The organism is Stenotrophomonas sp. Ker107b (assembly GCF_053847245.1).
In genome coordinates, this window is record NZ_JBSPHX010000001.1 from 1,628,147 (window position 1) to 1,647,997 (window position 19,851).

Annotated in this window: 15 protein-coding genes; 12 read left to right on the forward strand and 3 right to left on the reverse strand. The window is 66.4% G+C overall.

Annotated features, from left to right (window positions below; all coding sequences use genetic code 11):
- Window position 1: 1 nt before the first annotated feature.
- Window positions 2–862 (reverse strand): STAS domain-containing protein, encoded by an 861-nt coding sequence (locus tag ACWV8V_RS07465; RefSeq protein ID WP_259259704.1) that lies wholly within the window; start codon window positions 860–862, stop codon window positions 2–4.
- Window positions 863–1,214: 352 nt separating this feature from the next.
- A complete protein-coding gene (locus ACWV8V_RS07470; RefSeq protein ID WP_259259703.1) occupies window positions 1,215–2,267 on the reverse strand; it encodes a hypothetical protein in 1,053 nt (350 codons plus the stop codon).
- Between the two features lie 405 nt (window positions 2,268–2,672).
- Between ACWV8V_RS07470 and ACWV8V_RS07475 the strand changes: the two genes are divergently transcribed.
- The 10 genes from ACWV8V_RS07475 (at window position 2,673) to ACWV8V_RS07520 (ending at window position 15,265) form a co-directional block, all read left to right on the forward strand.
- Entirely contained in the window at window positions 2,673–4,013 is a 1,341-nt protein-coding gene (locus ACWV8V_RS07475; RefSeq protein WP_259259702.1) for a peroxiredoxin family protein, read from the forward strand.
- Between the two features lie 111 nt (window positions 4,014–4,124).
- Window positions 4,125–4,706 (forward strand): YceI family protein, encoded by a 582-nt coding sequence (locus ACWV8V_RS07480; protein WP_455899353.1) that lies wholly within the window; start codon window positions 4,125–4,127, stop codon window positions 4,704–4,706.
- A complete protein-coding gene (locus ACWV8V_RS07485) occupies window positions 4,703–5,152 on the forward strand; it encodes a protein-disulfide reductase DsbD domain-containing protein (RefSeq protein ID WP_455899354.1) in 450 nt (149 codons plus the stop codon). The genes ACWV8V_RS07480 and ACWV8V_RS07485 overlap by 4 nt, the downstream gene beginning before the upstream one ends.
- A gap of 13 nt (window positions 5,153–5,165) precedes the next feature.
- Window positions 5,166–6,167 carry a cytochrome-c peroxidase gene (locus ACWV8V_RS07490; protein ID WP_455899355.1) on the forward strand — a complete coding sequence of 334 codons (1,002 nt, stop codon included), beginning with the start codon at window positions 5,166–5,168 and terminating at the stop codon, window positions 6,165–6,167.
- Window positions 6,164–6,700: a TlpA family protein disulfide reductase gene (locus ACWV8V_RS07495; RefSeq protein ID WP_455899356.1), complete on the forward strand. Its 537-nt coding sequence runs from the start codon at window positions 6,164–6,166 to the stop codon at window positions 6,698–6,700. Before ACWV8V_RS07490 ends, ACWV8V_RS07495 begins: the two co-directional genes overlap by 4 nt.
- Window positions 6,701–6,844: 144 nt before the next feature.
- Entirely contained in the window at window positions 6,845–9,409 is a 2,565-nt protein-coding gene (locus ACWV8V_RS07500; RefSeq protein ID WP_455899357.1) for a TonB-dependent receptor plug domain-containing protein, read from the forward strand.
- A gap of 247 nt (window positions 9,410–9,656) precedes the next feature.
- Entirely contained in the window at window positions 9,657–11,894 is a 2,238-nt protein-coding gene (locus ACWV8V_RS07505) for an ATP-binding protein (RefSeq protein WP_455899358.1), read from the forward strand.
- Window positions 11,891–12,364, forward strand: a complete 474-nt coding sequence (locus tag ACWV8V_RS07510; protein WP_259259693.1) for a response regulator — start codon at window positions 11,891–11,893, stop codon at window positions 12,362–12,364. Before ACWV8V_RS07505 ends, ACWV8V_RS07510 begins: the two co-directional genes overlap by 4 nt.
- Window positions 12,365–12,395: 31 nt before the next feature.
- Window positions 12,396–14,786: a PAS domain-containing protein gene (locus ACWV8V_RS07515; protein ID WP_455899359.1), complete on the forward strand. Its 2,391-nt coding sequence runs from the start codon at window positions 12,396–12,398 to the stop codon at window positions 14,784–14,786.
- Window positions 14,787–14,884: 98 nt separating this feature from the next.
- A complete protein-coding gene (locus tag ACWV8V_RS07520) occupies window positions 14,885–15,265 on the forward strand; it encodes a response regulator (RefSeq protein WP_184997138.1) in 381 nt (126 codons plus the stop codon).
- A gap of 15 nt (window positions 15,266–15,280) precedes the next feature.
- Here the strand turns inward: ACWV8V_RS07520 and ACWV8V_RS07525 are convergent, their stop codons facing one another.
- Window positions 15,281–18,160 (reverse strand): PAS domain S-box protein, encoded by a 2,880-nt coding sequence (locus ACWV8V_RS07525; protein WP_455899360.1) that lies wholly within the window; start codon window positions 18,158–18,160, stop codon window positions 15,281–15,283.
- 300 nt (window positions 18,161–18,460) lie between these two features.
- Here ACWV8V_RS07525 and ACWV8V_RS07530 point away from each other — a divergent pair, with 300 nt between their 5' ends.
- Both ACWV8V_RS07530 and ACWV8V_RS07535 read left to right on the forward strand, forming a co-directional pair.
- Window positions 18,461–19,420, forward strand: a complete 960-nt coding sequence (locus tag ACWV8V_RS07530; RefSeq protein ID WP_455899361.1) for a cation diffusion facilitator family transporter — start codon at window positions 18,461–18,463, stop codon at window positions 19,418–19,420.
- Between the two features lie 75 nt (window positions 19,421–19,495).
- Window positions 19,496–19,756, forward strand: coding sequence for a hypothetical protein (locus ACWV8V_RS07535; protein WP_259259688.1), 261 nt, complete (start codon window positions 19,496–19,498; stop codon window positions 19,754–19,756).
- The last annotated feature ends 95 nt before the right edge of the window (window positions 19,757–19,851 follow it).

A 19,851-nucleotide genomic window follows, 5' to 3' on the forward strand; every position in this document is an offset into this window, starting at 1 on the left:
CTCAGCGGGCGGTCCGGGTAACGGTCTGGCCGGTGCGCTTGAGCGCCAGCGCCAGGGCGTCGGCCAGATTGGCCTTGGTCACGATGCCCTGCAGGTCCAGCCCCAGGTGCACGATGGTCTGGGCGATCTGCGGGCGTACGCCGCTGATGATCGCGTCGGCGCCCATCAGGCGGATGGCGGTCACCGTCTTCAGCAGATGCTGGGCCACGAGCGTGTCCACGGTCGGGACGCCGGTGATATCGATGATGGCGATTTCGGAACCGGTATCCACGATGCGCTGCAGCAGCGACTCCATCACCACCTGGGTGCGCTGCGAATCCAGCGTGCCGATCATCGGCAGCGCCAGCACGCCGTCCCACAGCTTCACCACCGGCGTGGACAGCTCGAGCATCTCTTCCTGCTGCCGCTGGATCACATCTTCGCGGGTTTTCTGGAAGACGCTGACCGTGTGCAGGCCCAGCTGATCGATCAGTTCGGAGATCGCCCACAGCTGATCGCCGAGCTGTGCCGGGTCATTGGCGTATCCCTGCTGGATCACCTCGAACAGCGGTCGCTTCAGCGAGAAGATGAAGCTGGCGGTCTCAGAGGAATTGAAGCCCTTCAGCACGCGCTCGCGCGACAACTCCTCCAGGAAGCGCCGGATGTCCTTCCACTCGGCCCGCGCGACGGAGCTGACGTCGGCTGCCGACAGTGCCTCCAGGAACAGCCGCCAGAATTCGCGGACCTGGGTGTCCAGCTCGCGGGCGGAAAGGCGTCCATCCTGTGCCTGGGCGGACCCGGCCAGATTGCCGGCCCATGCCGCCAGCAAGGTCTCCTGATGGCTGCGGATGAGATCGATCGTGCGCTGCTGCAAAGCCGCCATGGGAACGTCCTGGAAGATGAGGGAACACCGGGTGCGGTATCGACCCGTCATTCGAATGAATGGGGGTCATAATCGCCAAAGCTTAAATGAATTCAGGAAGATTGGGCATCACGGGCGATGCTGATGATGTGAAGACGATCTGCACGTCGCTGACCCGTTCATGCAGCGGCGATGCCGCACCTCGAAGGGCTGGTGAAACGCGCGCCCCTGCAAACGCATCAGGCCGCCCGGAGGCGGCCTGATGGTTGATGGGTCAGCGCAGCAGCGCGAACAGCAGCAACAACGGAATCGGGATGCCCAGCATCCACAGCAGAATGTACTTCATGGTGTTTCCTCCCTCAGGTGGTCAGGTTCACAGGTCGCGGCGACGGCCGCCCCAGGTCGCACTCAGGCTGGCGATGAAGGCACCGATCAGCAGCGTGATGAACAGCCACAGCGCGGCGTAGGCGGTTGCCTTGCGGGCATCGTCGGCCGCCTGCTTGGCCTGCTGCTTGGCGTTGTCCAGCGCCGCACGCAGGCGGGTCTGCACATCGGTCACGCGGGCCTGGGCTTCGGCCTGGCTCATACCGGTCTGCGCCGCCACCAGCTGGCCCAGATACTGCGTATCGGCCGGGTCCATGGTGTCGGACTTCAGGCTGTTGAGGATGATGCGGTTGACCTCGGTGCGCACTTCACGGCTGTCCGGACGACGGTCGGCACCCGGCATCGGACGCGGCGGCAGCGGTGCACCATTGGCAACGGGTGCCGGGGCGAGTGCGGGCGCATCGGCCGGACCAGCGGGGCCGACCGGCGGCGCGGGCTGCGCAGCGGTCGGGTTGGCACGGAACAGCGAATCCACCCAGTACTGCACGTCGCCCTGATCGCTGCCCATCGCAGCCGAACCCGCACCGGCAGCGGCAATACCGCCTGCGGTCGAGGCGGCGGCACCGGCAGTGGCGCCGGCCACCTTGGCACCGGCACCGAGGATGCCGCCGATGGCCGAGGTCAGCAGTGCGGCAGTGAGCAGCGTGGCCACCGCCCAGGAAACGAACCCATGCGCGGTGTCACGGAAATAGGTTTCATCGCCATGGAGGTTGCTCCACTTCGTCCGCAGGCGACCGGCCAGATAGCCGCCCAGGCCAGACGCTGCGATGGCAGTAAAGGTCAGCCAGGCAATGCTGGACCACCCGAAGGTTTCGGCAGTCACACCTTCAAACGACCACGGCGACACCGATGAAAGGCCCAGGCCCACACCGAGAATGACAAGAATCAGCGAGAGCGCAGCGGCTGCGATCGCGCCGGCAAGAATCGCGCCCCATGACACCGCGCTGTCGCGCGGAAGATCCACCACCGGCGGTGGGGTGACCACGGCCACGGTCGCAGCGGCGACAGGCTCGGGGTGGGCGTAATCGCCTCGGGTATTCATAGCGGGTGGAACTCCTTGTGGATCCGCTGCGGACGCAGCGCGCAACGGCAGGCTGCGCTCGACGTCGTGAAATACGCGAGACGCTGAAAGCAAGACGGCGTGGATGCGGGTCGGGACCACACCGACGATCGCCCGTGCGATGGATGGCTCACGATGTGCATCGAAGCCGCACACGGCGCTGATATCAAAACGGTTATCAGCCTGCCATCGTCGCGCTGATGAATATGCTGATGAACATGCGTTCCAAGCGGCGATGAACTTTTACGACATTCACGTGGCAATAATCCTGTCACGCCATGGATGGCTCATGACCGGCCAGGGATGGCCATTCTGCGGATGCAGTGGAACGGGGGCTGCATCGCCGGCGACTTGGCGCGACCAAGGGGATTATCTGGAAGCACTCTCATGACACTGGCATTATCCGGTCGCATCGTCGCGACCCTGTTCCTCGCCTCAAGCCTGTCGTTCGCCGCGCCTGCACCTGCTGCAGCGAAGGCGCCGTTCCCCGCCGAAGGCGTCTGGCGGGGCGAGTTCACCATCGACGGCGACCCGATTCCCTTCAATTTCGAAGTGAAGGGCAAGCGCGCACAGGACGCGACCTTCACTTTGCTCAACGGCTCGCGCACGGACCGATTCAAGGTGACGCCGCGCGATGACGGGACGTTCTCGGTGCGGATGAATACCTACGATGCCGTGCTGGAAGGCAAGGTATCCGACGATGGAAAGCACCTCGTGGGGCAGTACAAGGACCTGGTGCCCAGCCGCAACGGTGCGCGCAACCTGGCCTTCACCGCCGAACACGACGCGGCGTGGCGCTTCGTCAAACCCGGGCAGGACGAGGCACCGGCGGCAGACCTCAGTGGCAAATGGGCCGTGCAGACCATCGACAAGGCCGCCCGCCAGGACAAGCGCAATCAGGTCGCCCTGCTCAAGCAGGAGGGCAACCACCTCTCCGGCGTGTTCATGACCGTGGTTGGCGATACCCGCGAGCTGGAAGGCACCGTGCAGGGCAACCGCTTCTACCTGTCCGGCTTCAGCGGGCCGAGCCCGTTGCTGATCCGCGGCACGATCGATGAGGACGGCAACATCCAGGGCGCGTTCGGCAGCGGCATCTACAACGTGGTCAAGTTCGAGGCCGAGAAGAGCGACAAGGTGGAGCTGCCCGATCCGTACAAGCTCACCTTCCTCAAGGATGGCCAGGACCGCATTGATTTCAGCTTCCCTGATCTGCAGGGCAAGCAGGTCTCGCTGCAGGACGACAAGTATCGCGGCAAGGTGGTGATCGTTGAAGTGATCGGCACCTGGTGCCCCAACTGCACCGACCAGACCTACTTCCTGGCGCCGTGGTTCAAGCAGAACCATCACCGTGGGGTGGAAGCGGTGGCCGTTGCCTTCGAGCAGGAAGACAACTTCGATTATTTCCAGAAGACCCTGACCACCTTCAAGGATTACTTCGACATCCGCTACGACATTGTGTTCGGCGGTATCGCCGACAAGAAAGTCGCTACCGAGAAACTGAAGGGGCTCAATTACATGGCCGCCTTCCCGACCACCATCATCATCGGGCGCGACGGCAAGGTCCGCGAGATCTACACCGGCTATACCGGCACGGTGACCGGCGAGTATCACAAGGACTATGTGACCCGCTTCAACAGCCTGCTCGATGGGCTGATCGCCGAGCCGGATCCGTATGCCGCCAGCGCCGCCACACCGGCCACCGCAGCGTCCTTGGCGGTCGCTCCGTAATCCCCTGCGGCGGCCGGCCCCTGGCCGCTGCTTCCCTCCTGCACCGCACACCCCGCAGGGCCTCTTCTGGATGCCGCGGGCGACTGCGCGCCACTGCTTAGAGACCTTGCCATGCGTACTCCCCTGCTACTCGCCCTGCTTGCCCTTTCCAGCGCCCCCGCCGTGGCGACCGCCGCACCGGTGACCTATCAGCTCGACCCCACCCACACCGATGTGCTGTTCACCTGGAACCACAACGGCTTCTCTTTCCCGACCGGCCGCGCGGCGATCAGCAGCGGCACGCTCATCTACGATGCGGCCAAGCCCGCTGCGTCGCAGGTGCAGGTGGAGCTGCCGCTGGCCGAGCTGGCCACCCACGTCCCGAAACTGGACGAGATCGTCAAGGGCGACAAGCTGTTCGATGTCGCCAAGCACCCGCAGGCCAGCTTCCGCAGTACCTCGGTGGTGTCGCAAGGCACCGGCCGTCTGAAAATCACCGGTGATCTGACGCTGCATGGGGTGACCCGCCCGGTCGTACTCGACGCCACCCTCAACAAGGTGGGTGAGCATCCCAGCCGCAAGGTGCCCACGATCGGCTTCAACGCCACGGCCGTCATCCGCCGCAGCGAGTTCGGCCTGACCGGGTTCCTGCCCAACATCGCCGACGAGGTGCAGCTGCGCATCACCACCGAGGGCCAGGGGGCGAAGGAGTGAGTCCCAGCCTTGCCCCATGGGTCGCCGCGCTGCTGCTCATCCCGTTCGGCGCGGCCGCCGCCGATACGTCGAAGGTCGTCTTGGATCCGCGCGTGGAAGCACACTCCGACGGCACCCGTGAGCTGGTGATCGACGCCCGCATCGAACCGGGTTGGATTCTGTATGCCTCGGATTTCGAGCAACCGCAGATCGGCCCGCGGGCGGCGCGGGTGATCCTGGCCGGTGGTGAGCAGGCGCAGGGACCGCTGCGATCGGTCGCGCCGCGCGAAGGGCACGGCCGCAGTTTCGCCGGCGAGTATCGCTATACCTACTTCAGCGAACGTGGGCAGCTGCGTCTGCCCATCGCCGCAGGCAGCACACCCGTGAACGGCACCCTGCGTGCCCAGGTGTGCTTCGAAGAGAGTGGGCTGTGCGAGCTGGTCCAGCAGGAGATCGCCGCGCGTTGAGCGCGGCACTGCCATGCCCCGCCCTGTCCGCTCCCTCGCCCTGCTGTCCGCACTGATCGGCGTTGCGGTACTGGCGCCGGTGTTCTCCGCCGATGCGCCGACCTATGACGGCGACCTGAGCGACAACCCGCGCGCCCAGCTCGGCCGCCAGCTGTTTTTCGATCCCATCCTGTCGCGTGACCGCACGGTGTCCTGCGCCAGTTGCCACCAACCTGCCCGTGCATTTGCCGACGACCGCGCGCTCAGCCTGGGCGTGGAGGGGCGTGTGGGCACCCGCAACACTCCCAGCGTGATGAACAGTGCCGGCCGCACCCGCTTCTTCTGGGATGGTCGCAGCGAAACCCTGGAAGAACAGGCGCTGGCACCGATCGCCAACCCACTGGAAATGGACCTGCCGATCGACGAGGCGATCGCACGATTGGCCGCGGACCCGGCCTGGGTGGCCCGCTTCCAGGCCACCTACAACGCACCGCCCAGCCCTCGCACACTGGGGCGGGCCCTCGGCGCTTACCAGAAGACGCTCAACACCGTGGACAGCCCCTACGACCGCTATGCACTCGGCCAGGAAGACGCGATCAGCGACGCGGCCAAACGCGGCCGCCTGCTGTTCATCACCAAGGCCCAGTGCGTGAGCTGCCACGCCGGCGAGGATTTCACCTCGGACCGCTTCAAGAACATCGGCATCTACAACGGCCGGGAATTCAACGACGAGGGTCGCGGCGGCGTCACGGGCGACCCCGCGCAGAAGGGCGAATTCAAGGTGCCCGGCCTGCGCAACGTCGCGCTGACCGCCCCCTACATGCACAACGGGATGTTCAACACCCTGCGCGAGGTGATCGTCTACTACGACGATCCCGGCAAGGTGATCCCCGATTCGATTGGGCGCGATGCGCAGCTGCGCGATCCGCTGCACCTGACCGAAGCGGAGATCGATGACATCGAGCAGTTCCTGCACACGCTCACCGACGACCGCTTCGCGGCCCGCACGACCTCCTCGACGGCCTCCCCGCCATGACCCTGCCCCACCTCCGATCGGCCATCGTGCTGGCCCTCGCGCTGTCGGCCGCGCTGCCGACAGCCTCCCGCGCCGCACCGCTGACCAACGCGCCACCCGCCGCCCAGGCCGCACCCGCCCTGCAGTGGACGGACCTGGAAGGCCGCCCTGCGACCCTGGCGCAATGGCGCGGCCGCCCGGTCCTGCTCAACTACTGGGCCAGCTGGTGCGGCCCGTGCCTGAAGGAACTGCCCGACCTGCAGCACTTCTCGCAGGCGCAGACGCCGCTGCCTGACGGCGTGCACGTGGTGGGCATCGCCCTGGACGACATCGACGCCGCCACGGCACTGCGCGACCAGCTCCAGCTCACCTACCCGCAACTGGTGGAGAGCGACGGGCCGCCCGGCAGCGCGGCGTCCTTCGGAAACCGCATCGGCACGCTGCCCTTCTCGGTGTTGATCGATGCGCGTGGCACGGTCCTGCAGGTCCACAACGGACCGCTGCATCCGGCCGATCTCGAGCGCTGGGCCGCTGCCGCGAGGGGGGCGCCGTGATCCACGCCCGGCGCATCGCTGCCGCGGCGGAACGCTGTTGCCCGGGTGCGCTGCGTCACCGCACCTGCTGATCCGGCGCTACCGCCGTTGCCTGCCCGCCGCATGCCCCTGCGCATCGGCCTTTCTTCTCCCTGGGGATCCTCCATGCTGCCCACGCACCATCGCCTGCCGTTGGCCCTCGCCATCGTTTCCGCGCTCTCCCTGCCACTTGTCGCCCACGCAGCGCCGGAGACGAATGCCAGTGCCATCACCGCTACCAGCACCGCTACGCTCGATACGGTCACCGTGACCGGCACCCGTGCACAGGGTCGCACCGTGCGTGAAAGTGCGGCGCCGATCGATGTACTGTCCGCCGAGGATATCCGCGCCGCCAACGCGACCAGCCTGCTGGACGTGCTCAACACCACGGTGCCGAGCTTCAACCTGCCGCTGGAAACTGGCGATCTGAACAGCATGGTGCGCGCCGGGCAGCTGCGCGGCCTCAATTCCAGCCACGTGCTGGTGCTGGTGGACGGCAAGCGCCGCCACGCCACTGCCTTGCTGGGCGCCGGTGGGTTTGGTGGCGCTGCGCCGGCCGATCTGGGCTTGATCCCCACCGGCGCGATCGAACGCATCGAAGTGCTGCGTGATGGCGCCTCGGCAATCTATGGCTCGGACGCGATCGCCGGCGTCATCAACATCGTGACCAACAAAGCCGCGCGCGGGGGCAACGTCTCTTATCGCGATGGCACCTACTTCGCCGGCGATGGCCGTTCGCGGGTGGTGCAGGCCGATGTCGGCTTCGGCATCGGCGATGGCGGCTATCTGCATCTGGCCGCACAGCTGGATGATCAGCACGCCACCGACTACGCCAGCCCCGCACGCGATACCTTCCTGTATTACTTCCCGCGCAACGCGGCCGGCACGGCGATCCGGCCCGGTGGCAACCAGGCCAGCAATCCGACGCTGCCCGCCGGTGCCACGCCGGATCCGCGCGAAGCCACCCGCGACAACAACGCCTGGCGCAACCGCGGCATCCGCGCGTTCCGCACGAAGACCGCCACCGCCAATGCCAGCATTCCACTGGCCGCGACAGTCGACGCCTACGGGCTGTTCACCCTTGCCCAGCGCGATGCGTGGGCGCCGCAGAACTTCCGCCAGCCGCTGCGCAACGAAGTGGTGCGGGCCATCGATCCAGACGGCTTCGCCCCCACCGAGCACATCGACGAGAACGATGGCGCGCTCACGCTCGGGCTGCGCGGGCAACTCGGCCAGTGGGATTGGGACCTCAGCAGCGGCTACGGGCGCGATGCGATGGACATCAACCTCCACAACAGCATCAACCCGACCTACGGGCTGGACAGCCAGACCGATTTCTACATCGGCGACCTGCGCTACAGCGCGTGGACCCACAACCTGGACCTGCGCCGTCAAGTGCAGACGGGGTGGTTGGCCGCCCCGCTGGAGTTCAGCGCGGGCGCGGAATACCGCGACGAGCGCTACCGTATCGGCGCCGGCGATGTGCAGTCCTACACCCATGGCGGGCAGCGGGTGCTGGACGGGCCGTATGCGGGCACGGTGTTGGGCATCGGCCTGGGTGGATCGCAGGCACTGCCGGGCTATCGCCCAGAGGACGCAGTGGACGTCAGTCGCAACAGCGGCGCGGTCTACGTCGGGGTCGCCGCAGATCTGGGCTCGCGCTGGCGCGTCGATCTGGCTGGCCGCCATGAGCGCTATTCGGATTTCGGCAGCGAAACCACCGGTCGCCTCTCCACCCGCTTCGCACTGCACCCCAGGCTCGCCCTGCGCGGCACGATCAGCAACGGCTTCCAGGCGCCATCGCTCGCAGCGCAGGCCTACCGCAACACCTCCAACGGCAACTTCTACACCGACCATATCCTGCAGGCCGGCTCGCCCCAGGCCATCGCCCTGGGCGCGCAGCCGCTGCGCCCGGAAACTTCGCGCAGCCTGAGCCTGGGCATCGTGGCCGAGCCGTGGGAAAGCGCGTCGCTCACCGTGGACGCCTACCGCATCGATGTGGACGACCGCATCGCGCTGTCCACCACCTTCCGCGAGGGGCTCTACCCCGGCTCTGGCGCGCTGGTCACCTCGGTGGGCCTGGGCGCCCAGGACGGTGTGCGCTACTTCATCAACGCCGCCGACACCCGCACCGAGGGCCTGGAGGCCACCCTGGAAGGCCGGTGGGACCTGGGCCGCGGCGGCAGCCTGCGCTGGACGCTGGCCAGCAGCCATACCCGCGCGAAGATCACCGGCCTGGCACCGACGCCGCCCGTGCTGGCCGCCTTCAACGTGCCGGTGTTCAGCACCGGCTCGCAGAACGATCTGCTCTACAAAGCGCCGAAGTCACGGCAGGTGCTGGGCCTGGACTGGACGCTGGGGCGCTACCGTGTCGGCCTGCGCCAGAGCCGCTATGGCGACATCCAACGCTACGGTTCCCCCGCCACGGTGGCCGCCAGCGGTCCCTATGCCGGGCAGGCCGAGATCGCCTATGACATCGGTGGGCTGTGGATCACCGATCTGGAGCTTGGGGCGACACTGGCGCGCGGCTGGGACGTCGCCTTGAACGCCAACAACGTGTTCGACCGCCGGGTCACGAAACTGCCCGAGCCGCTGCTCGCGGCAAACGAGTACTACCGCTACGCCAATGGCGGCCCGATCGATGGCTCCGGCGGCCTGTGGTCGGCCACGGTGCGCTACCGCTGGGACTGAGCCGCCGCAGCGCCCCAGCGCGCTGACCCTGCACGCACGTAGCCACGCCAGCGACCGCATCGCGCCTGCCGATGCGGTCGTTGCCATGCATTCAGAAATCCGCATCCTCACAAATCCACATAGGCGGCTGTGCAAAAATATCGCCACTGCGGCATACCGCGTTGCGGCGTTCCGTGCTCATGGACCTGCCGTGCGGAATGGCGCCATTCGAGCGGTTTTCAGCAGCGTCAGCAGCAGGAGTCAGTGGATGTCATCGAGGAATGCCGGCGGAAGCAGCCTGGACCTGTCCAGCTGTGCACGTGAACCCATCCGCACCCCCGGAGCGATCCAGCCCTACGGATTGATCCTGGTCCTCGATCCCGCCACCTTGACCGTCAACGCCCGCGCGGTTGCCAACCCGGCGCTTGTCGAGGAAGTCGGCGACCCGCTTGGGCAGCCACTGGACCAGATCCTGGCCGGTACCCTCGCGCACTGCGGTCCGGTCCTGCAGAGCCTGCAGCAGGGCACGTCGCATTTTCTCGGCGCCCATCGGGTCGGCAGTGGCGGCTACCACCACACCGTCGCCCACCGGATCGGCGGGGACATCATCGTGGAGCTGGAGGCACCGGTACCGGGCGAGCCGGGCTCGCTGGAAGACCTCTATCCCTCGATCCGCCGCTTCATGGCAGCCATCGAGCAGGCACCGACCACGCAGGCGCTGTGCGAGATCGCCGCCGTACACATCCGCGAGCTGACCGGTTTCGACCGCACAATGATCTACCAGTTCGACCCGGACTGGAACGGCGCCGTGGTGGCCGAGGACCGCAACACGGTCCTGCCCTCCTACCTGGACCTGCGCTTCCCCGAGTCGGATATCCCCGCCCAGGCGCGCGAGCTGTACCGGCAGAACCGGGTCCGACTGATTGCCGACAACCAGTACACCCCGGTGCCGCTCGTACGGGTGCCCGCCATCGCCGATGCACCGCCCACCGACCTGGGTCCGGCCATGCTGCGCAGTGTCTCCCCGGTGCACCTGCAGTACATGCGCAACATGGGCACCGGTGCGTCGATGTCGGTCTCGGTCGTGTCCGAAGGCGAACTGTGGGGCCTGATCTCCTGCCACAACCAGCTCGCGCGCCGCGTGCCGTACCACGTCCGCACGGCCTGCGAGTTCATTGGCCAGATTCTGTCGCTGCAGATTTCAGTCAAACAGCGCGCGGTCCTGGTCGAAGAGCGCATCGCGCGCCGTGCCATCCAGGTGCGGCTGATGGGCCGCATGGCCGGTGACACCGACTTCATGGCCGCACTGGGCCGCGACCAGCGCAACCTGCTGGCCCTGACCGAGTCCACCGGCGCTGCGATCGTGCACCGTGGCGAGTGCATATTGCATGGTGAGTGCCCCAGCCAGCAGCAGGTCATGCAACTGGTGCAGTGGTTGACCGCACAGCAGATGGACGGCGACATTTTCTGCACCGACACCCTGCCACTGGACTGGAAGGAGGCCGAGGCCTTCGCCGGTGTGGCCAGCGGCGTGCTGGCCATCTCCATCTCGCAGATCCACGACAGCTTCGTGATCTGGTTCCGGCCCGAAGTGGTCCGGACCGTCCGCTGGGGCGGTGATCCGCGCAAGGAAGAGAGCGATCAGCCGTTGTCGCCCCGGACCTCCTTCGAGGGCTGGAAGCAGACCGTGCGCAGACAGTCCCTGCCGTGGAACGACGTAGATCGCGACGCCTCGCTCGAGCTGCGCACGGCCATCGTGGACATCGTGCTGCGCAAGGCCGAGGAAATGGCCGCGCTCAATGAGCAGCTGCTCCGCAGCAACAAGGAGCTTGAAGCCTTCTCCTATTCGGTCAGCCACGACCTGCGGGCGCCGTTCCGCCACATCGTCGGTTACTCCGAGCTGCTGTGGTCCTCGGCCGGCGAGCGATTGAACGATTCAGAAAAGAGATTCCTCGACACCATCGTGGAGTCGGCAAAATCGGCAGGGACGCTGGTGGATGACCTGCTCAGCTTCTCGCAGATGGGCCGCTCCACCATGGGCCAGATTGCCATGGACATGACGGCCCTGGTGGATGATGTGCGCCACAAGCTGGACATGGAGTACACCGGGCGTGCCATCGATTGGCAGATCGGTGCGCTGCCCAAGGTGCAGGCCGACCCCGGCATGCTGCGGCTGGTGTGGCAGAACCTGCTGTCCAATGCGATCAAGTTCACCCGCGACACCTCCGACCCGCGCATCGAGATCGGGCACGACCGCAACGACACGGAAGACATTTTCTTCGTGAAAGACAATGGCTGCGGCTTCGACATGCGCTATGTGGACAAGCTGTTCGGCGTGTTCCAACGGCTGCATCACGTCGATGAGTACGAAGGCACCGGCATCGGCCTGGCCAACGTGCACCGCATCATCACCCGCCATGGCGGCCGCACCTGGGCCGACGGCCAGGTAGGCGCCGGCGCCACGTTCTTTTTCACCATTCCCTTTGTTACTGGAGACCACCTATGAGAGATCTGCGACCGATTCTGCTCGTAGAAGACAACCCGAAAGACGCTGAGCTGACCATGGCGGCGCTTGCGCGCTGCCAGCTGCTCAACGACGTGACCCATGTGCGCGACGGCGTGGAAGCGCTGGAGTATCTCCGCTGCCAGGGTCCCTACGAAGGCGCGATGCATGGCGGCCCCGTGGTGGTTCTGCTCGATCTGAAACTGCCCAAGCTCAATGGCCTGGAAGTGCTCAAGGAAATCCGCAGCGACCGCGCCCTGAGCAGCACCCCGGTGGTGATGCTGACCTCATCGCGTGAGGAGCAGGATCTGGTCCGAAGCTACGAGCTGGGCGTGAACGCTTTCGTGGTCAAGCCGGTGGACTTCAAGGAGTTCCTCGAGGCGATCCAGGGGCTGGGCATGTTCTGGGGCATCACCAACCAGCCGCCACCACACGGCACATTGTTCGGCGGGAAGAGTAGACAAGATGGCTGAAGCTGCCACAGGAAAGGCCATCAGGATTCTGATGGTCGAAGACAGCGCGCTGGATGCCGAGCTGATCACGGCGCAGCTGCGACGTGCAGGCGTGCCCTTCACGTTCGAACGGACCTGGTCCCATGACGGCCTGGTCCAGGCGCTGGCAGACGGTGGCTTCGATGTGATTCTGGCCGACCACGTGCTGCCGGGCTTCGATGGCGATGCCGCCCTGGCCCTGGCCAGCGAGCTGGCGCCCGACACCCCCTTCATATTTGTCTCCGGCACGCTCAGCGAAGAGCTTGCCGTCAAAGCGCTGAAGCGCGGTGCGCGCGACTACGTGGTCAAATCGCGCCTGCAGCGCCTGCCCGATGCGGTGGTCCGCGCCATCCAGGAATCGGAGGAGCGCCGCCGGCTGCTGCAGGTCGAAGCGGAACTGCACGACAGCCACCAGCGGTTGAAGCTGATCACCGATGCGTTGCCGGCCCTGATCGCCTACTTCGGCCATGATCACCGTTTCCGCTTCGCCAACAATGCCTACGTCGAATGGCACGGCCAGACACCGGACAGCCTGATCGGCCGACACACCCGCGAGATCATCGGCGAGGCCGGTTTCGAGGCCATCCAGCACCATCTTGACCGCGTACTGCAGGGCGAGAAGGTGAGCTTTGAGATGCTGTCACTGCGCAGTATCGGCGAGCCCCGCCAGGCCCAGATCGACTGCGTGCCCGAGCTGGCCCCCGATGGTTCGGTGGTGGGCTACTACGCCATGGCACGCGACATCAGCGAGCTCAAGGCCGCGCAGTCGCAGTTGAAGGCGAACAATGCATCGCTCGAACGCCAGGTGGACGAACGCACGGCCGAGCTGCATCGCAGCGAAAGCCGCCTGCAGGCCCTGTTCGAATCCAGCTTCCAGCACCAGAACCTGCTCAGCCTGGACGGGCGCATCATCGACACCAACTCCGCGTCGCTGGCGGCCATCCTGGCCGACAAGGACGACGTGCGCGATGCTCTTTACTGCGAGTCTGCCTGGTTTGCCGATACGCCCGGCGTGCCCGAGGTGGTCTGCGCCGCCGTGGTCGAGGCCGCGGCCGGCATGCCGTCGCGGCATGAACTGGAGCTGCGCCTGCCTACCGGCAAGCGCGCCTTCGACTTCTCGTTCCGGCCGTTGTTCGATCACCAGGGCGCGATCACCGCGGTGGTGTCCGAGGCGGTGGAAACCACCGCCCGCCGGCAAGCCGAAGAAGCCCTCCGGCAAAGCCAGAAGATCGAGGCGGTGGGCCAGCTGACCGGCGGCATCGCACATGACTTCAACAATATCCTGACCGTCATCGCCGGCAACGTCGAGTACGCCAAGATGTTGACCGATCGTCTCGGCGACGGCGCAGGCAACTCCTCCCGCGCCCTGGACAACGCGATGAAGGGTGTGATGCGCGCCGCCAACGTGACCCAGCGCCTGCTCGCCTTCTCGCGCCGTCAGCCGCTGAAAAACATGCCGGTGGACCTCAACGAGCAGCTGCGCGGCATGCAGGACATGCTGCAGCGGTCACTTGGCGAACTGGTGCAGATCGACATGCTGCATGGCCCGGATCTGTGGTGCGTGGAGATCGATCCGAGCCAGCTCGAAGCCTCGGTGCTGAACCTGGCGGTGAATGCACGCGACGCCATGCCCGAGGGCGGCCGGTTGACCCTGGAGGTCGACAACATCCACCTGGACGACGATTACACGGCGCAACACCCTGATGTGCCCGCAGGCCAATATGTGATGGTCCGGGTCCGCGACACCGGCCAGGGCATGTCCGCCGACGTCATGGCGCGCGTGTTCGAGCCGTTCTTCACCACCAAGGAAGTCGGCCGCGGCACCGGGCTGGGACTGTCGATGGTCTATGGCTTTGCCAAACAGTCCGGCGGGCATGTCCTGCTGGATTCGACCGCGGGCGTCGGCACCACGATCACCCTGCTGTTCCCGCGCTCGGCCGCAGCACTCCCCACCGCCCGGCTTGGTGACGAGCAGGCGTTGAACGGCTACGAGGCGCAGGCCGAAACGACCGTGCTGGTGGCCGAGGACAACGACGACGTGCGCGCCTACACCGTGGAAACCCTGCGTCAGCTCGGCTACCGCGTGCTGGAGGCCCACGATGGACCTTCCGCATTGCGCCTGCTGGAACGCAACGAGGCCCACGTGGACCTGTTGTTCTCGGACATCGTGATGCCCGGCATGTCCGGCTGGGCCCTGGCCAAGCAGGCGCTCGGTCAGAAGCCGGACCTGCGGGTGTTGTTCACCTCGGGCTACCCGCGCGACATCGAGGCCAGCGGCGGCGTCGGCAGGAACATCACCATCCTGCCCAAGCCGTTCACGCGCACCGATCTGGCACGCTCGATTCTTGGTGCCCTGCGCGAGGACAGCCCCGCTGCCGGCGGCGGCAGCGCTCTGCCCCCATGACGCGGGCCTCCCGTGCGTTGCACGGCGGGCTAACATGCGCGGGCGCTAAGGTGGAGCGCTACGCAGGTACCTGCATGCCATGAGGGCGAGCCACCGCAATGACCGTTGTGACAGACCACCCGCGATGCCGCGTGCTTCTGGTCGAAGACGATGCGCCCATCCGGGAGATGACCAAGGACATCCTCAGCGAGGACGGTTTCGATGTCCTCGATGTTGCTGACGCCGAGACAGCGTTGGGCTGCCTGAAACGCGAAGGACCGTTCGACTTGCTGGTCTCCGATGTCGGGCTGCCCGGCATGGATGGCCGCGATCTGGCCACGCTCGCCACCACGCTCCACCCGGCCATGCCGATCCTGCTGGTCACCGGCTACGCCGGACAGGCAGGTGCCCGCCCCGACTTCCTGGCCTGCGGCATCAAGCTGCTACGCAAGCCGTTCACGCTCCGGCAGTTGCTCAGTACCGTCCGGGCGCTCGTCTAGCCGCCCGGAACGCGTTCAGTGGTTGCTGCTGGCAGACAGCAGTGCGCGTGCCCTGCGCTCCAGCTCGGTGGTGGTGAAGGGCTTGGTGAGCACTTCCATGCCCTCCTCCAGCTGACCGGCACCGACCGCCGCAGAGGCGGCATAGCCGGTGATGAACAACACCGGCAAGCCCGGGCGGACCTGACGTCCTGCGTCGGCGACCTGGCGACCGTTGAGTCCACCGGTCAGCCCGACATCGGTGATCAGCAGATCGATGGTCTCCTCCGACCGTAGGGTATCGATCGCCTGCCCCCCCTCCGGTGCCTGCAGGACCCGGTAGCCGGCCCCGCCCAGCACCTCGGTAAGCAGCGCACGGATCGCCTCCTCGTCTTCGACCACCAGAATCGTGCCGACGCTGGGTGCCGATGCCACCGGCACGTCCTGCACCGTGTCTTCGGCCGGCGTGCCCGCCGCTTCGCCGATGAAGCGCGGCAGATACAGCTCCACCGTCGTGCCCTGGCCGAGCTGCGAATCGATCCGCACCTGCCCGCCGGATTGCCGGGTGAACCCATAGATCATCGACAACCCCAGCCCCGTACCCTGGCCGATCGGCTTGGTGGTGAAGAACGGCTCGAACACCTTTTCGATGACCGCCGCGTCCATCCCGGTGCCGGCGTCCTTGACCGCAAGGCGGATGTAGTCGCCTGGCGGCGTATCCAGAAGCGCAGCGGCCTGCCCCTGCAAGGTGACATTCGCGGCACTGATGATCAGCGGGCCACCGTCGGGCATTGCATCGCGTGCATTGATGCACAGATTGAGCAACGCATTTTCCATCTGCGGCACATCGACCAGCACGGCCCAAGGATCGGAGTCCAAGTGCGTGGAGATCGCGATCGACGGCCCCAGCGTGCGCGAGATGATGTCGAGCATCCCGCGTACCATCGTATCGGCCACCACCGGCGTCGGCGCCAGCGTCTGCCGGCGCGAGAAGGCCAGCAGGCGTTGGGTGAGCGCGGTGGCGCGTGCAGCACTGGACTGTGCCATCTCCAGATAGCGGCCGACATCGTCATAGCGCTGCTGATCGATACGCAGCTCCAGCAGCTCCAGGCCCACCGAGATGGCGGTCAGCAGATTGTTGAAGTCATGCGCCAGACCGCCGGTCAACTGGCCGACCGCTTCCATCTTCTGGCTCTGCCGCAAGCGCTCCTCGGCCACCTGCAGCTCAGCGCTGCGGGCCTGCACGCGCTCTTCCAGGGTCTGGGTCAGCTCACGCAGCTGGTCTTCGGCCTGGCGCCGCTCGGTCACATCCGCCGCGGTGCCGAACCACTCGGTGATCACCCCCGTGCTGTCCAGCAGCGGCACTGCCCGCATCTGCACCCAGCGCACGCTGCCATCGGCCAGCAGCGTGCGGTGTTCCAGCGCCAGCGGCTGACGATGCTCCATCGCGCGCGCGATGGCCTGCTCCAGCAGCAGCAGATCGTCGGGATGGACGTACTTTTCGCGCCAATCGGTGATGACCGGGAGGCCATCGTTGGCTGCCTCCGCACCGGTGGGCAGGATCTGCCGCATCTCGCGCCAGTCCGCGCTCACCGCATACAACGACTGCGAGGAGGCACTCACCAGCGCGCCAAGGCGACGCTCGCTATGCACCAGCGCCGCGCTCGCCCGCTGCTCTTCGGTGCGATCGCCCAGCACCTTGACGAAGCCCAGCACCGCCCCGTCTTCGCCGCGAAGCACGGTCATCGCGCCGTTCGCCCAGAAGCGCTCGCCGGACCTGCGCATCAACCAGCGTTCACCACTGACGCCGCCGGATGCGATCGAGACCGCGCGGTTGTGTCGCAGCCGTTCGGCCTGGATGTCCTCGGCGGTGTAGATCACCTCGACGCTCTGGCCCAGCATCTCTGCCTCGGTCCAGCCAAAAATGTGCTCGGCACCGGCGTTCCACAAGGTCACCCTGCCCTCCAGGTCGGAGGCCACGATCGCATAGTCCTTGGCACTGTCGATGATCTGGCGGTTGCGGGCCTCCACCCGACGCATCGAGCGCTGCAGCTCGATGTGGGAGGTGACATCCAGGCCCTGCACGAACACGCCCGCCGTGGCGCCATCCTCCCCGGCCACGGGTTGGAACACGATATCCAGCATCCGCCTGGCCGATGAGGGGTCGGACGGGTATGGGGCGTCGTACACCACCTCGTTGCCGATGTACGGCTTGCCGGTGCGATACACCTCGTCCAGCAGCGGCAGGAAGCCCTGCTCGACGATCTCCGGCAGCGCGTCACGGATCGACTTGCCCAACACATGACGGTTGCCGACCAGCCGCTCGTAACCGGGATTGGCCAGCTCCACGCGGTGCTCAGGCCCGCTCAGGAATGCCATGAACATCGGCGATTTGTCGAACAGCGCGATCAGCCGTTCGTTCTCACGGGCCAAGCGTTGCTGGGCCACAACGATGTTGGTCACCTCGTTGGTGACACAGAACGCCCCGCCAACGCTGCCGTCATCGAGATGGATGGGCGAGAACGAGAAGGTCCACCAGGTCTCTTCCGGCTCACCGCGGCGGCTCATGGCAATGGGCAGGTTTTCGTAGCGCGACGCGTTCCCCGCGAACGCCGCCTCGATCGGGCCCCGCACCGCATCCCACGCATCGGCCCACAGCTGCTTCAGCGGGGCGCCCAGCGCACCCTCCAGGCGGGGGCCCAGAATCGGGCTGTAGGCATCGTTGAAGAAGAAGGTCAGATCATCGCCCCAGACCACATACATGCTCTCGGGCGAGGCCAGGATCAGGTTGATGGCATTGCGCAGCGCACTGGGCCAGGTCTCGATGGCGCCCACCGGCGTGGCCTGCCAATCCAACGCCCGGACCTGCTCGGCCACCCCCCCGGTACTGCCGGGGAAGCGCCCCGGCGGTCCACTCACGCGCACCACCACAGCAGCACCGGAGCACGCGCACCGCGCACGGGCGCGGGAGAGGATGGACAGACAGACTTCATCGGGGCACCAGACCTTGAACTGAAGGTATTGCAGAGCGCGGGGGGAAGGCGGCGGCCAACGGGTTGCCCACCAGAACGGGAAAGCAATTTACGCCACCGCCTGCAATTCTGCGTCAAGGTGAGGGCCGGTGGAATCCTGGCGTCTTTCCGGGCCGCCGATGGCCTGCACGCCGCCCGGACAACAGGTTGCGGATGATGCGCTTCTCCCCTCCCCTGCGCCTCCCTCATGGCCAAGCCTACCGGCTCCCGTCTCGTCATCTACGCCGCGCTCGCCGGCAACCTGGCCATCGCCATCGCCAAATTCATCGCCGCCGGCATCTCGGGCAGCTCGGCGATGCTCAGCGAGGGCGTTCACTCGCTGGTGGACACCATCAACGAACTGCTGTTGTTGTATGGCCTGCGCCGGGCCGAGCAGAAACCCGATACCACCCACCCGTTCGGCTATGGGCGTGAGCTGTACTTCTGGAGCTTCATCGTCGCGCTGCTGGTGTTCGCCGCCGGTGCCGGTGTCTCGGCCTACGAAGGCATCCAGCACATCCGTAACCCGGAGCCGGCCACCAACCACCTGATCAGCTACATCGTGCTCGGCGTCTCGCTCGTGTTCGAGGGCGCCTCCTGGTGGATCGCGCTGCGCGAGTTCCGCGCGACCAAAGGCGCGATGGGCTACTTCGAGGCCTTCCGCCGCAGCAAGGATCCATCCACCTTCACGGTGTTGCTGGAAGACAGCGCCGCCCTGCTCGGGCTGGGCTTTGCCCTGATCGGCCTGCTGGCCGCACAGTTGCTCGAGATGCCGATCCTGGACGGTGTGGCCTCGTTGTGCATTGCCGGCGTGCTGGCCGTCACCGCCTTCCTGCTGGCCCGCGAAACCAAGGGCCTGCTGGTAGGTGAGCCTGCGCATCCCAGCGTGGCCAAGCGCATCCTTGTCGTGGCCACCCACGATGCGGACCTGCGCCGGGCAAACGGCGTGACCACGATGCAGATGGGCCCGGACCAGGTGGTCGCGATGCTGAGCGCGGAGTTCGAGGATGATCGGACGACGCCGCAGATCGAGGCGTGCATCACGCGTATCGAAATGGCGGTGAAAGCGGAGTATCCCGAACTGGTGGCGCTGTTCGTGAAGCCGCAGACGCCGGAGGTGTTCCAGGAACGCAAGGCGGCGTTGGGGGATCCGCAGTCCGTACCCTGATCGGGAAAACGCCAGCACGACGCCATCACACCCGCCGGTGGATGCTCACTCCACCCCACTGCCTCAGGTACAACGATGCCCCACGCACGCCCCTTCGTTGTCCATGCCTTCGAAGCCGCCTACTCCTACACAGGCGCGGTCGAACGCATCATCGCGCTGACTGTCGAGTGTGGCCCCTGCGGCACCACCTCCTCGGCAGACGCCAGTCTGATCCACCTGCCTGGCGGCGCACTGTTCCGCTGCCACCAGTGTGGCTCGCACCAGGCGATCAGCCACGCACGGCTGGATGCCCGCAACGACATGGTGCCGCAGACCTCCAGCGTCGCGCTGCTCTGAGCGAAGCGGCCCGAAAGCCGGGGCCATGAGCCAACGCCATGCGCCGTTTTGCACACGCCAGTGCTGACACGCAGTCGCTTCCTGAGGGACTTCCG